The sequence below is a fragment of the Bradyrhizobium sp. SZCCHNR1098 genome (assembly GCF_032489375.1).
GTDB lineage: Bacteria > Pseudomonadota > Alphaproteobacteria > Rhizobiales > Xanthobacteraceae > Bradyrhizobium.
Genome location: NZ_JAUEXY010000001.1, coordinates 384,507 through 396,254, shown reverse-complemented (window position 1 = coordinate 396,254; position 11,748 = coordinate 384,507). Strand labels below are relative to the sequence as shown.

The following is an 11,748-nucleotide window of genomic DNA, read 5'->3' as shown; positions in this document are numbered from 1 at the left end:
CATGACCCTGCGGATTTCCGGAAAAAGCATCAGCGTCAGCGAAGCGCTGCGTGGCCGCGTCAGCGAGCGCACCGACGAGGTCTTGCGAAAATACTTCGACGGCAACTATTCCGGCCATGTCACGCTCTCCAAGGACGGTTTCGGGTTCAAGACCGATTGCGCGCTGCACCTCGATTCGGGCATCACGCTCGAGGCCGAATCGAACGCGCCGGACGCCTATGCCAGCGCCGACCAGGCGCTCCTGATGATCGAGAAGCGCCTGCGCCGCTACAAGAGCCGGCTGAAGGACCGCTCGGGGCGCAAATCCCATGCCGCCAATGCGGCGCTCGCCAATCTCGACGGCGCGGTGCTGGATGCGCCGAGCTACGTGATCGAGGCGCCGGCCGAGGGCGACGAGGAGATCACCGGCTACAGCCCGGTGATCATCGCCGAGAACACCACGGCGTTGAAGCGCCTGTCGGTGTCCGAAGCCGTGATGGAGCTCGATCTTTCGGGGGCACCCTGCATGGTGTTTCAGCACGGCTCCAGCGGCCGGGTGAACATCATCTACCGCCGCGCCGACGGCAATATCGGCTGGGTCGATCCGCCGGCGGTGAAGCCGTAGTCCCGCGGATGCGTTCCAGGGATCTTCCGGCGGCGCGAAAACCGGTTCCCGATCAGGCGGTTGGCCGACCGGTTGCGACGTCACGCCACGGCAATGAATAGATGCGATCAAGCGGTTGGGGCGCTGGCGCCTTCAGGCCGCCACGCTCCGGCGATCTTTAAGGATAGGCTGCGGGAACACGCTTGCGGGTGTTGGCACGGCCGTTGCGTTGGGGTAGAAGCCCCACCCATCGGACACGGGTTAAGCCCGCCTGCCGCCTCAGCTTCTTGACGCCGGTCTGTCCCGACCTATTTCGCACCCTGACGGTTCAATCACCTCGGAACGCCCTATGCCGATTACCGATCTGGTCGCACCCGAGGCGATCGTGCCGGCTTTGAAGGTCATCAGTAAGAAGCAGGCGCTGCAGGAGCTGGCAGCGCGCGCGGCTGCGCTGACCGGGCAGAACGAGCGCAACGTGTTCGAAGTCCTGCTGCAGCGGGAGAAGCTTGGAACCACGGCCGTCGGCTACGGCGTCGCGATTCCCCACGGCAAGCTGCCGAAGCTGGAGAAGCTGTTCGGCCTGTTCGCCCGGCTGGAGCGGCCGATCGATTTCGAAGCCATGGACGGCCAGCCGGTCGATCTCGTGTTCCTGCTGCTGGCGCCGGAAGGCGCCGGTGCCGACCATCTGAAGGCCCTGGCCCGCATCGCCCGCCTGCTCCGCGACCAGGATGTCGCCAAGAAGCTCCGTGCCTCGCGCGACGCCCAGGCGATCTATTCGGTGCTGGCGCTGCCGCCCGCTTCCGCGGCCTGACGTCGTATCGCGCCGCCCTGCAACGACCGAGAGAGCCTGCTGACGAGCCACCGCGCGGCACCGAACCCGTTCGTCCGCGCGGGCGTGTGCAACGGCGTCGGCTCGTAGCCGAACTCGACGACGAGCTCCTGGAATGCCTCGCTGCGGAGCAGGTCGAAATGATGCGGCATCATTCGCTCCTTGTAGATGCCGACCTTCCGGCCGCGTCCCGACGACGTCAGGCCGCGGCCGAGCACATCGAGCTCCGCGGCCGTCTTGCGCGGAAGTCCCAGGTAGTCGCAGATGCGGTTAAGGACAGGAAACGAGGACCGCGCCACATCGTCGATCGCGAGCTCTGAATAGAGCTCTTCGAACTTCACGGTCAGGCAGGCTGGCGAGTCCAGCCAGCTCATGAACTTCTTGATGCCCGATCGGGGCAAAGAGAGGAGGGTCGATGTGATTCGGGAGGCGTCATCGGGGTGAGCGGCCGATCCGGCCGACCGCAGATAGGCGTTCCACTTCCGCATCTTCGGGTAGGCCGCCGAGTGGTAGACGAAGTCGACCCAGCTCACGACGATGTCGCGGGGGTCGCGGACGATGAACAGCATCTTGTGTTCCGGTCTGCCCAGGAGATATTGCTCGAGATAGGGACAATACTCGGTGTGCGAGGCGCAAGAGTAGCCGGAGCGCAGGGCCGACGCCCAGAGCGGGGCCGGAAGCGCGCGTCCGTAGTCGAGCGAACCGTCGGGATTCAGCTTGCTGATCGATGACGTGTAGGTGTGATAGCCGACATCGACATGACCGCCCAGCGCTCTGACGAGTTCGACCAGCAGGTACGTCCCCGCTTTCGGCACGCTGTTGCAGATGACGTAGTAAGGGCTCGGCCCCGGCGGAGGACTGTCAAGAAAGACGTGCCGGTTCGGTAGGGTCCCGAGTGCAAGTTCTCGAAAGACGCCTGCATCAAGCCGTGATCCATGCATTTGCCATCCCTACACATGCTCGTCACACAGCGGACTAGCGCGTGCCGCAACAGGGACAACTTAAGGATTGGACACCTTCGCCTTAAACCGGGTCGGATTGTATCTGGTTGTCAAATCGACCGTTCCGGACATCGACGGAAACAAATTTCTCAAAAGCACTTCGGCAGCCGCTTCGTCCTTCCCGGCTATCGCAATGATCTCGCCATGTAGCGCACCGTCTTGGCGCCGCCATGGATGCTGGCCGCCGCCAGCGGCGCGAAGCCGAGCGCAGCATGAAACGCGTCCGACTGCGGATTGGGCGGATCCAGATTGACCTCGCAGACGATGCGGTCGTGGCCCGCCGCGGTCGCTTCCCGAATCAGCTCCTCATAGAGCTGCCGCGCCAGGCCCCGGCCGCGGGCGGCCGGCGCCACCACGATGCGGTCGACATAGATGAACCGATCGTAGCGCGCGCGAAACCAGCGGTGATTGGGATTGTCATAGGCGGCGGCGTGGTCGAGCGCGATCATCAGCGCATCGGCCCCGCCAATCCGCCAGGCCCGCCATGCCCGATCGAGCAGCTGCACGAGCGTTTCGGGCGTGAGCCACGACAGCTCGGAGGCATGCGCGTTGTTGAGCGCGAGCAGTGCGTCCGCGAGCGCAGGATCTGCACGCAACCCGGCCGCGCTCATGGGTGTTGTCAGCAAGGTCATGCGCGGCGATCGTTCCGGGCAGAAAAACGGGCCGTCCCCGTTTCCGGGGACCGCCCTCGTGTCAGTCCGTGAGCCGCGTGCTCCTCATGAGCATCGAGTCTCACGAGAGCGGTCGCTGCAAGCGCTGCGGCTCGGCCTTTGCGTCAGTGGACGCTCACGGCCTGGAGTTCGTGGCTCCACGCATTCGCAATCGCTGCTTCGCGGCTGTCGGTAAGCATGATCGGCGTGCCGTCGGCGGCATGCAAGGCGAACAGCTTCAGTCCCGGCGCGATGTGCGGCGCCTGCGGAAACAGTCCCGGTACGTCTTCGGAGCGGATCTGCTTCACATAAGCGATGTGGCCCTCGCCCAGGGTCGCCAGTGACTCCAGGGAGACGGGGGATTCCGACGCGACATTACCTTCAGTCATGGTCTCGACTCCTTCTGAGACTCAAGCGGTCGAGTCCGCTACTCGTTCCATCAAACCATTATTCGTGTTCATTGATAGCGATTGTCTTAACGATCCGCTCAGGCTCCGGCCTGGCCAGATCGACCGACAACAACCCGTTCTTCAGGTCCGCACCGAGCACATGCATTCCCTCCGCCAGCACGAAGGTGCGCTGGAAGTGGCGCGCGGCGATGCCGCGATGAATGTATTGCCTGGTCTTGTCGTCCTGCTGCCGACCGCGGATGACGAGCTGGTTTTCCTCAATGGTGACATCGAGTTGGTCGCGGGTAAAACCCGCCACCGCCAGCGTGATCCGCAGACGCTCGGGCTGGCCATTGGTGCGCTCGAACCGCTCGATATTGTAGGGCGGATAACCGTCGGCACCTTTGACGACGCGGTCGAGCACGCGCTCGATCTCGTCGAAGCCCAGCAGGAACGGACTGGAGAGCGAAGGAACACGAGACATGGTTTACAAAGTCCTCTCGAAGCGACTTTGATGTATCAGGGCCCTGACGGCACCCCTTGAGCAGCAATATGGGCACGATCCGGGGCACGTTCAAGCACCCCGAATGCGCCGGAACGGCCAGCCTGTGGAAGGGTTTAAACGGACAGCCGCTGCCGGCCGTCGGCCGAGAACAGATGCAGCTTGGCCCGCGGCGCCACGGCGCGAATCTGCGCGCCGATCTCCGGCGCGGCGGTGCCCGGCAGCCGCACGATGATGTCGTTGGCGGTCGCGGTGAGCCGGTCATCGCTGCCCATATCCTGGCGCGCGCCGTAGACATAGGTCTCGGCGCCGACATGCTCGATCGCCTCGACGCGGAGGTCGAGCCCGACCCCGCCCGCCGGAACGGTGTCGCCGAGCTGGAAATCCTCAGGCCGGATGCCGAGCTGGCCCGCCTCTGCGGGAACCGCGTCGGCGCCGTGCAACTGGGCGCGCACGCCATCGGTCGGCATCAGGTTCATCGGCGGTGCGCCGATGAAGGACGCGACGAAGGTGGTCGCGGGCTTCTGATAGATGTCGAGCGGATTGCCGATCTGCTCGACCTTGCCGCCGTTCATCACCACCAGGATGTCGGCGAGCGTCATGGCCTCGAGCTGGTCGTGGGTGACGTAGATCGCGGTGGTGTTGAGCCGGCGCTGCAATTTGCGGATCTCGACCCGCATCGCGATGCGCAGCTTGGCGTCGAGGTTGGACAGCGGCTCGTCGAACAGGAACACCTTGGGTTGGCGCACGATGGCGCGGCCCATCGCCACGCGCTGGCGCTGGCCCCCGGACAGCTGCCGCGGCTTCCGCTCGAGCATGGAGCCGAGCTCGAGAATGCGCGCGGCGTCCTCGACGCGCGTCCTGATCTCCTTCTCCGCCATGCCGCGATTGCGCAGGCCGTAGGCCATGTTGTTATAGACGGTCATGTGCGGATAGAGCGCATAGTTCTGGAACACCATCGCGATGTCGCGATCGGCAGGCTCGATGGCATTGACAATGCGGCCGCCGATGTCGATCTCGCCCGACGTGATCGTCTCGAGCCCCGCGACCATCCGCAGCAGGGTGGATTTGCCGCAGCCCGACGGCCCGACCAGCACGCAGAACTGACCATCGCCGACATCGACATCGACGCCTTTGATGGCTTCGAAGCCGCCGGGATAGACCTTGCGGACGTTGCGGAGTGTGACGTTGGCCATGGGTTACCTAGCGAATAGCGAATGGGGAGTGGCGAAGAGGGAAGGGGGACGAAGCGAGCCGTTGCGCGAACATCCCTGTTCGCCACTCGCCATTCGCTATTCGCCCCCTCGTCACTTTTCCGTCTCCACCAGCCCCTTGACGAACAGGCGCTGCATGACGACGACGACGAACACCGGCGGCAGCATCGCGAGCACGGCGGTCGCCATGACGACCGGCCACTCCGTCAGCGCGTCGGTCGTCGTGATCATCTTGCGGATGCCGATCTGGATGGTCTGCATGTCGTCGCGCGTGGTGATCAGCAGCGGCCAGAGATATTGATTCCAGCCGAGGATGAACAGGATCACGAACAGCGCCGCCATGTTGGTGCGCGACAGCGGCAGCAGGGTGTCCCAGAAGAAGCGGAGCGGCCCGGCGCCGTCGATGCGGGATGCCTCCAGGAGCTCATCCGGCACGGTCATGAAGAACTGGCGGAACAGCAGCGTGGCGGTGGCCGAGGCGATCAGGGGCAGCGCCAGCCCCGCATAGCTGTCGAGCATGTGCAGGTCGGCGACGATCTTGTAGGTCGGATAGATGCGCACCTCGACCGGCAGCATGAGGGTGATAAAGATCAGCCAGAAGATCGCCATGCGGAACGGGAAGCGGAAGTAGACGACCGCATAGGCCGAGATGATCGAGATCGCGATCTTGCCGACGGCGATCAGCAGCGCCATGACCAGCGAGTTCAGCAGCATGGTCGCCACCGGCTCGCGGGTCGAGCCGCTCGTGCCGACGAAGATGGTCTGATAGTAGGTCGACAGGAAGTGCCCGCCCGGCAGCAGCGACATCTGCCCGTTGGCGATGACCGCATTGTCCTGCGTCGAGGCGACGAACGCAAGATACACCGGGAACGCCACGATCGCGATTCCGATCCACAGGATGGCGTGCGCGACGTAGCGTCGAATGCCTTCTTGCTCGACCATCAGTAGGTCACCTTGCGCTCGACGAAGCGGAACTGGATCGCCGTCAGCACGATGACGATGACCATCAGAACGACGGATTGTGCGGCCGACGAGCCGAGATTGCCGCCGAGCAGGCCGTCCGTGTAGACCTTGTAGACCAGCGTCTCGGTGGACTTGCCCGGGCCGCCACGGGTCATCGTGTCGATGATGCCGAACGTCTCGAAGAAGGCGTAGACGATGTTGATGACCAGCAGGAAAAAGATGGTCGGCGACAGCAGCGGGAAGGTCACGGTCCAGAACCGCCGCATCGGCCGCGCGCCGTCGATCGCGGCGGCCTCGAGCACGCTGCGGGGGATGCTCTGCAGCCCGGCGAGGAAGAACAGGAAGTTGTAGGAGATCTGCTTCCAGGCGGCAGCGAGGATGATCTGCAGCGCCGCCTGGTCGCCGTCGAGCAGCGGATTCCAGTCGATGCCCATCGCGCGCAGATAGCGCGAGATCACGCCGAGCGACGGGTGCAGCATGAAGATCCAGAGCACGCCCACCACCGGCGGCGCGACCGCGTAGGGCCAGATCAGCAGCGTCCGGTACAGCGTGACGCCGCGCAGCGGCTTGTCCGCCATGACCGCGAGCAGCAGCGCGACCGAGAGCGACGAGAGCGCGATGGCGAAGGAGAAGCCGAATGTGCGGAGAATGGCTTGAAAATAGTCCGGCTGACTGAGCAGGTCGGCGTAGTTCTCGAACCAGACGAAGCTCGTGGACAGGCCGAACGCGTCCTGCAGCAGGAACGACTGGATAACGGCCTGGATCGCGGGCCAATAGAAGAAAATCAGCACGATCGCGAGCTGGGGAGCGACCAGCACGAACGGCAGCAGTTTTGATTGGAAGATGGCGTTCTTCTGCATGGTCGGTCGGCGAGCCGGCAGGCCGCGGGTGGCCTGCCGGCTCTTGGCCTCACTTCACGGCCGTCTTTTCGAACTGGCGCAGCATCTGGTTGCCGCGCTCGACCGCGGCGTCCAGCGCCTGCTTGGCGGTCTTCTTGCCGGCCAGAGCCTGCTCGATCTCCTCCGACCAGACGTCACGCAGTTGCACCATGTTGCCAAGACGCAGGCCGCGGGAATTCTCCGTCGGCTCCTTGTTGGTCAATTCGAGCAGCGGCGTCTCCAGGTAGGGCTGATCCTTATAGAAGCCCTCGGCCTTGGCCTTCGCGTAGGCCGCCTTGGTGATCGGCAGATAGCCCGAGGCCTTGTGGATATAGACCTGACGATCGGTGTCCGAGAGGAAGGTCAGGAACTTCGCCACGCCCTTGTATTCGTCCGCGCTCTTGCCGCCCATCACCCAGAGCGAGGCGCCGCCGATGATCGAGTTCTGCGGTGCGCCCTTGGCGTCGGGATAATAGGGCATCGGCGCAGCGGTGAAGGCGAACTTGGCCTGCGCCTTGACGTTGCCGAAGAACGCCGACGAGGTCAGGTAGATCGGGCATTCGCCCGAGGTGAAGCGGCCCTCGCCGGTGTTGGTGCGGCCGGCATAGTCGTAGGTCTTGTCCTTCTGCAGCTCGACCAGGTTTTCGAGATGCTTCACCTGCAGCGGACCGTTGAACTCCAGCACGGTGTCGAAGCCGTCGAGACCGTTCGCCTTGCTGGCGAGCGGCACGTTGTGCCAGGCGGAGAGCTGCTCGAGATTGACCCAGGTGACCCACGAGCCGGAGAAGCCGCAGGTCGGATGGCCGGCCGCCTTCAGCTTCTTGGCGGTCTCGAACAGCTCGGGCCAGGTCTTCGGGATCTCGGCGTTGATCTTCTTCAGCTCGTCGAGATTGACCCACATGACGGTGGACGAGGAGTTGAAGGGGAAGGAGAGCATTTCGCCCTTCGAGGTCGAATAGTAGCCGGTGATGGCCGGCAGGTAGCTCTTGGGATCGAACTTCTCGCTGGCGTCCTGCATCAGCTTGTAGACCGGCTTCACGGCGCCGGTGGCGGCCATCATCGTGGCGGTGCCGACCTCAAACACCTGCATGATATGCGGCGCATTGCCGGCGCGGAAGGCGGCAATGCCGGCATTCATCGTGTCGGCGTAGTTGCCCTTGTAGGTCGGAACGACCTTGTAGTCGGTCTGCGAGGCGTTGAAATCGTTGGCGAGCTTGACGATGACGTCGTTGTTGGCGCCGGTCATCGCGTGCCACCACTGAATCTCCGTCACCGCATGTGCGGGTGCGGCGGCGCCAAGGACCAGCGTGGCTGCCGCAGCGGCGGCGGTCCAGAATTGTCGAAGTGACATTAAAAAATACCTCCCATGGAACGTCATCGGCGTCGCGGCCGTAGCAGCGCGAGATGACAGTTTTGTGAATGTATAACCGGTTGGATCGTCAGCGGAAAGCGCGTTCGTCGCGGCTTCGCGGCGGAATGCCGCGACTTGCGCGAGACGGCGCGGCGCCGGGGCGATGCCCCAGGCGACGCTAGCGTGGGGAGACGACAGGCTGATGGCGCTTCAGCGCTTGCGCTCGGCGCACACCGTGCCCTGGGACAGCAGGGCCTGGATCTCGTGCTCCGAATAGCCGAACTCGCTGAGCACCTCCTGCGCATGCTGGCTGAACTTCGGCGGCGTGGAGCGCAGGGTCGGCTTGGTGCGTTCGAGCCGGATCGGCGACGCGACGCCCTTGTACCAGTCCTTTTCGATGACATCGCCGCGGTAGATCGTGTGCGGATTGGTCAGCGCCTGGTCGATCTTCTGCACGGGTCCCGCCGGCAGGCCGACCGCGAGCAGCCGGTCGCACAGCGGCTCCGCCTCGAATTGGCTGAAGACGGCGGCGAGCTCGGCGCGCAGCGCCTCGCGATTGGCGACGCGATCCTTGTTGCGGGCGAAGCGCGGATCGGTGCCGAGCTCCGGCCGGCCGATTTCCTTGGCGAGCTTGCGGAAGGTGCCGTCATTGCCGACGCCGATGAAGATATCGTCCGTCTTGGTCGGGAAGATCGCGTAGGGAACGAGGTTCGGATGCTCGTTGCCGGTCAGCGACGGCGGCTTGCCGTGCATGAAGTAGTTTGCGGTATGCGGATGCATGATCGCGAGGCCGGTCTCATACAGCGTGACCTCGAGGAACTGGCCGAGCCCAGAGCGCTGCCGTTCCGACAGCGCCATCAGGATGCCGATCGCGGCATAGAGTCCGGTGGTGATGTCGACCAGCGGCACGCCGATCCGCATCGGTCCGCTCTGCGACGAGCCGGTCGCGGCGATCATGCCGGTCATCGCCTGGATGATCGCGTCATAGCCGGGATTGCCGCCGCGCGGACCGTCGGCGCCGAAGCCGCAGATGCGACAGTGCACCAGCTTCGGGAATTTCTCGCGCAGCGTGTCGCTGCCGATGCCCCACTTCTCCAAGGTGCCGGGCTTGAAGTTCTCGATCAGCACGTCGGCGGTCTCGAGCATCCGCATCAGCACGACGCGGCCACCCTCGGAAGCGAGATCGAGGCCGATCGAACGCTTGTTGCGGTTGATCCCGACGAAATAGGCAGCGTCTTCGTCGTGGAAGGGAGGGCCCCAGTCGCGGACCTCGTCGCCGGCCGGCGGTTCGACCTTGATCACGTCGGCGCCGTGATCGGCCAGGATCTGTGTGCAGTAGGGCCCGCCGAGCACGCGCGTCAGATCGATCACGCGCAGTCCGGCCATGGCGCCGGGAGCAAATTGGGGTGTCATCGGATGTCGCGAGGTTGGTTTCAGCTCGCGGCCATTAAGCATTGCTGCGGCGCTGGTGCAAACGCGGCTCGCCGAATGGCGCCGTCGCGAGAACGCGAGGCCTGCCCTGCGGCGGGCGCGGGAAAACGCTGCCGCAGGGCGGAATTCAGCCTCAGACGACGGTCAGCTTGACGTCGACATTTCCGCGCGTGGCGTTGGAATAGGGGCACACCTCGTGCGCCTTGGCGACCAGAGCCTCGGCGTCGGCCTTGGCGAGGCCGGGCAGCGACACCGCGAGCTCGACGGTGATGCCGAAGCCGCCTTCTGAACGCGGGCCGATGCCGACGGTCGAGGTCACCGACGTGTCGGCGGGAACCTTCGGGCCGCCCTGCGAGCCGACAAACTTCATCGCGCCGATGAAGCAGGCCGCATAGCCGGCCGCGAACAACTGCTCCGGATTGTTGCCGGCGCCACCGCCGCCGCCGAGCTCCTTCGGGGTGGAGAGCTTGACCTTGAGCGAGCCGTCGAGGGTTGCGGCTTCGCCGTCGCGGCCGCCGGTCGCCTTGGCGCTGGTCTTGTAGAGCACGTTCACGGACATGGGGTGTCTCCCGGGTTGGATGGACGAATTCAGTGGCACCATATTGCACACAATTGAATTGTGAACAATATAATTGTTCGGTAGAAAATTCGTGATCGGGGCGCCGGGCCCGTTGTCGACCCGAGGCGTGCGGGCTCAAGATGCCGATAGGATCGACCTGTGGTGACCTCGATGCGAAAGAAGTCCGCGGCAGACCTGCCGCTCCAGCTCGGCAACCAGCTCTGCTTCGCCGTCTATTCGACCGCCCATGCCTTCAACCGGGTCTACAAGCCTTTGCTCGACCGTCTCGGCCTCACCTATCCGCAATATCTGGTGATGCTGGTGCTGTGGGAGCGCGACGGCCTGTCGGTGAAGGAGATCGGCGAGCGGCTATTCCTGGATTCCGGCACGCTGACGCCGCTGCTGAAGCGGATGGAGGCGCTGCATTTCATCAGGCGGACACGATCGGCCGAGGACGAGCGTCAGGTGATCGTCACCCTCACCGCCCAGGGCGCGGGACTACGCGACAAGGCAAGGTCGATCGTGCCGCCCGCGATCCTGGATGCGACGGGCTGCTCGCTCGCGGAACTGGCCGACCTGCACGGCAAGCTGGTGCGCCTGCGGGAGCATTTGAATGCGGCGGTGGAGGGGTGAGGGCCCTAAAGGCGCTTCTTAGCGAAAGCGCGGCCTGAACCGGACTTGAGATATTTCTCAAAAGCAACTGCCTGCTTTACGTCGTTGAAGGCGACGTAGGTCTTGAGCCTCCATGGCCGAAATTTTGACGTATGCGGAACTTCACCGGCATTGTGCTTCGTGACTCGGGCCGGAACGTCGTCGGTGATTCCAGCGTAGAAGTGCTCACCATCCAAACTTTCGAGAATATAGACGAACTTCATGCCCGCGCGCGTCCATAATGCGGTTCAGGCCGGCATTTTGGTGAGCTTACACGTGGAGTCTAGCTACTTCTCGGAATTGCCCGCTAACGAGACGCGGTGGATCAATCAGGTCCGCCTTCGCCTTCCCGCCTCCGCCCAAGAGGGCTGCGGCATCCAGGCTACGGCGCGACAGCCTTCACTCGCTTCGCGCAATTGGCAGATTGGGGTGGCTTGGCGAGCCGAAGCTCGCGAACGTTGAAGGTCCGCCTTCGCCTTCCCGCCTCCGCCCAAGAGGGCTGCGGCGTCCAGGCTACGGCGCGACAGCCTTCACTCGCTTCGCGCAATTGGCAGATTGGGGTGGCTTGCCGAGCCGAAGCTCGCGAAGCGAGCGAAGGCTGGTGGAGCCAGGCGGGATCGAACCGCCGACCTCTTGCATGCCATGCAAGCGCTCTCCCAGCTGAGCTATGGCCCCTGAACCGAGCCGGCGGTCTGGGTGACCGCCGGGGAGCACCGTGAACCACAGTTCGCGGCTGATCTCAAGTGT

The 11,748-nt window shown here is 64.3% G+C and carries 14 protein-coding genes and 1 tRNA gene; 3 read left to right on the top strand and 12 right to left on the bottom strand.

Annotated elements, in window-relative coordinates; genetic code table 11:
* The first annotated feature begins 1 nt into the window (after position 1).
* Positions 2-604, top strand: coding sequence for a ribosome hibernation-promoting factor, HPF/YfiA family (gene hpf, locus QX135_RS01780; protein WP_315741249.1), 603 nt, complete (start codon positions 2-4; stop codon positions 602-604).
* Positions 605-932: 328 nt separating this feature from the next.
* A complete protein-coding gene (ptsN, locus tag QX135_RS01775) occupies positions 933-1,394 on the top strand; it encodes a PTS IIA-like nitrogen regulatory protein PtsN (RefSeq protein ID WP_315716874.1) in 462 nt (153 codons plus the stop codon).
* Here the strand turns inward: ptsN and QX135_RS32405 are convergent.
* The 10 genes from QX135_RS32405 to QX135_RS01725 all read right to left on the bottom strand — a co-directional run bounded on the left by QX135_RS32405 (position 1,355) and on the right by QX135_RS01725 (position 10,350).
* Complete coding sequence (locus QX135_RS32405) at positions 1,355-2,353, bottom strand: sulfotransferase domain-containing protein (protein ID WP_410052069.1); 999 nt, start codon at positions 2,351-2,353, stop codon at positions 1,355-1,357. The two genes, ptsN and QX135_RS32405, sit on opposite strands and share 40 nt — an antisense overlap.
* Positions 2,354-2,538: 185 nt before the next feature.
* Positions 2,539-3,045, bottom strand: a complete 507-nt coding sequence (locus QX135_RS01765; protein ID WP_316180777.1) for a GNAT family N-acetyltransferase — start codon at positions 3,043-3,045, stop codon at positions 2,539-2,541.
* A 143-nt stretch (positions 3,046-3,188) separates the two neighbouring features.
* A complete protein-coding gene (locus QX135_RS01760) occupies positions 3,189-3,452 on the bottom strand; it encodes a DUF1150 family protein (RefSeq protein ID WP_009026315.1) in 264 nt (87 codons plus the stop codon).
* 58 nt (positions 3,453-3,510) lie between these two features.
* Entirely contained in the window at positions 3,511-3,936 is a 426-nt protein-coding gene (locus QX135_RS01755; protein WP_006613108.1) for an Hsp20 family protein, read from the bottom strand.
* A gap of 134 nt (positions 3,937-4,070) precedes the next feature.
* The gene (locus QX135_RS01750) at positions 4,071-5,150 is read right to left on the bottom strand and encodes a sn-glycerol-3-phosphate import ATP-binding protein UgpC (RefSeq protein WP_316180779.1); all 1,080 of its coding nucleotides are present in this window, start codon (positions 5,148-5,150) and stop codon (positions 4,071-4,073) included.
* Positions 5,151-5,261: 111 nt separating this feature from the next.
* Positions 5,262-6,110, bottom strand: a complete 849-nt coding sequence (ugpE, locus tag QX135_RS01745; protein WP_315741245.1) for a sn-glycerol-3-phosphate ABC transporter permease UgpE — start codon at positions 6,108-6,110, stop codon at positions 5,262-5,264.
* The gene (gene ugpA / locus QX135_RS01740; protein ID WP_315741244.1) at positions 6,110-6,991 is read right to left on the bottom strand and encodes a sn-glycerol-3-phosphate ABC transporter permease UgpA; all 882 of its coding nucleotides are present in this window, start codon (positions 6,989-6,991) and stop codon (positions 6,110-6,112) included. The genes ugpE and ugpA overlap by 1 nt, the downstream gene beginning before the upstream one ends.
* Positions 6,992-7,040: 49 nt before the next feature.
* A complete protein-coding gene (ugpB, locus tag QX135_RS01735; protein WP_316180781.1) occupies positions 7,041-8,360 on the bottom strand; it encodes a sn-glycerol-3-phosphate ABC transporter substrate-binding protein UgpB in 1,320 nt (439 codons plus the stop codon).
* A gap of 210 nt (positions 8,361-8,570) precedes the next feature.
* Complete coding sequence (locus QX135_RS01730) at positions 8,571-9,773, bottom strand: CaiB/BaiF CoA-transferase family protein (protein ID WP_316180782.1); 1,203 nt, start codon at positions 9,771-9,773, stop codon at positions 8,571-8,573.
* Positions 9,774-9,924: 151 nt separating this feature from the next.
* Positions 9,925-10,350, bottom strand: a complete 426-nt coding sequence (locus tag QX135_RS01725; protein WP_315741241.1) for an organic hydroperoxide resistance protein — start codon at positions 10,348-10,350, stop codon at positions 9,925-9,927.
* A gap of 171 nt (positions 10,351-10,521) precedes the next feature.
* Between QX135_RS01725 and QX135_RS01720 the strand changes: the two genes are divergently transcribed.
* On the top strand, positions 10,522-10,983 hold the full coding sequence (locus QX135_RS01720; protein ID WP_315741240.1) for a MarR family transcriptional regulator: 462 nt from the start codon (positions 10,522-10,524) through the stop codon (positions 10,981-10,983).
* 5 nt (positions 10,984-10,988) lie between these two features.
* Here QX135_RS01720 and QX135_RS01715 read toward each other — a convergent pair whose 3' ends face one another.
* Positions 10,989-11,225 (bottom strand): GIY-YIG nuclease family protein, encoded by a 237-nt coding sequence (locus QX135_RS01715; RefSeq protein WP_315778433.1) that lies wholly within the window; start codon positions 11,223-11,225, stop codon positions 10,989-10,991.
* 375 nt (positions 11,226-11,600) lie between these two features.
* Positions 11,601-11,676 (bottom strand) — tRNA-Ala (locus QX135_RS01710).
* Positions 11,677-11,748 lie beyond the last annotated feature (72 nt).

Excerpts from the sequence above, each read along its gene's own strand:
- QX135_RS01725 (WP_315741241.1), bottom strand. The coding sequence starts at position 10,350 with ATGTCCGTGAACGTGCTCTACAAGACCAGCGCCAAGGCGACCGGCGGC.
- QX135_RS01720 (WP_315741240.1), top strand. The coding sequence starts at position 10,522 with ATGCGAAAGAAGTCCGCGGCAGACCTGCCGCTCCAGCTCGGCAACCAG.
- QX135_RS01765 (WP_316180777.1), bottom strand. The coding sequence starts at position 3,045 with ATGACCTTGCTGACAACACCCATGAGCGCGGCCGGGTTGCGTGCAGAT.
- hpf (WP_315741249.1), top strand. The coding sequence starts at position 2 with ATGACCCTGCGGATTTCCGGAAAAAGCATCAGCGTCAGCGAAGCGCTG.
- QX135_RS01755 (WP_006613108.1), bottom strand. The coding sequence starts at position 3,936 with ATGTCTCGTGTTCCTTCGCTCTCCAGTCCGTTCCTGCTGGGCTTCGAC.
- QX135_RS01760 (WP_009026315.1), bottom strand. The coding sequence starts at position 3,452 with ATGACTGAAGGTAATGTCGCGTCGGAATCCCCCGTCTCCCTGGAGTCA.
- ugpB (WP_316180781.1), bottom strand. The coding sequence starts at position 8,360 with ATGTCACTTCGACAATTCTGGACCGCCGCCGCTGCGGCAGCCACGCTG.
- QX135_RS01750 (WP_316180779.1), bottom strand. The coding sequence starts at position 5,150 with ATGGCCAACGTCACACTCCGCAACGTCCGCAAGGTCTATCCCGGCGGC.
- ugpA (WP_315741244.1), bottom strand. The coding sequence starts at position 6,991 with ATGCAGAAGAACGCCATCTTCCAATCAAAACTGCTGCCGTTCGTGCTG.
- QX135_RS01715 (WP_315778433.1), bottom strand. The coding sequence starts at position 11,225 with ATGAAGTTCGTCTATATTCTCGAAAGTTTGGATGGTGAGCACTTCTAC.
- QX135_RS01730 (WP_316180782.1), bottom strand. The coding sequence starts at position 9,773 with ATGACACCCCAATTTGCTCCCGGCGCCATGGCCGGACTGCGCGTGATC.
- ugpE (WP_315741245.1), bottom strand. The coding sequence starts at position 6,110 with ATGGTCGAGCAAGAAGGCATTCGACGCTACGTCGCGCACGCCATCCTG.
- ptsN (WP_315716874.1), top strand. The coding sequence starts at position 933 with ATGCCGATTACCGATCTGGTCGCACCCGAGGCGATCGTGCCGGCTTTG.
- QX135_RS32405 (WP_410052069.1), bottom strand. The coding sequence starts at position 2,353 with ATGCATGGATCACGGCTTGATGCAGGCGTCTTTCGAGAACTTGCACTC.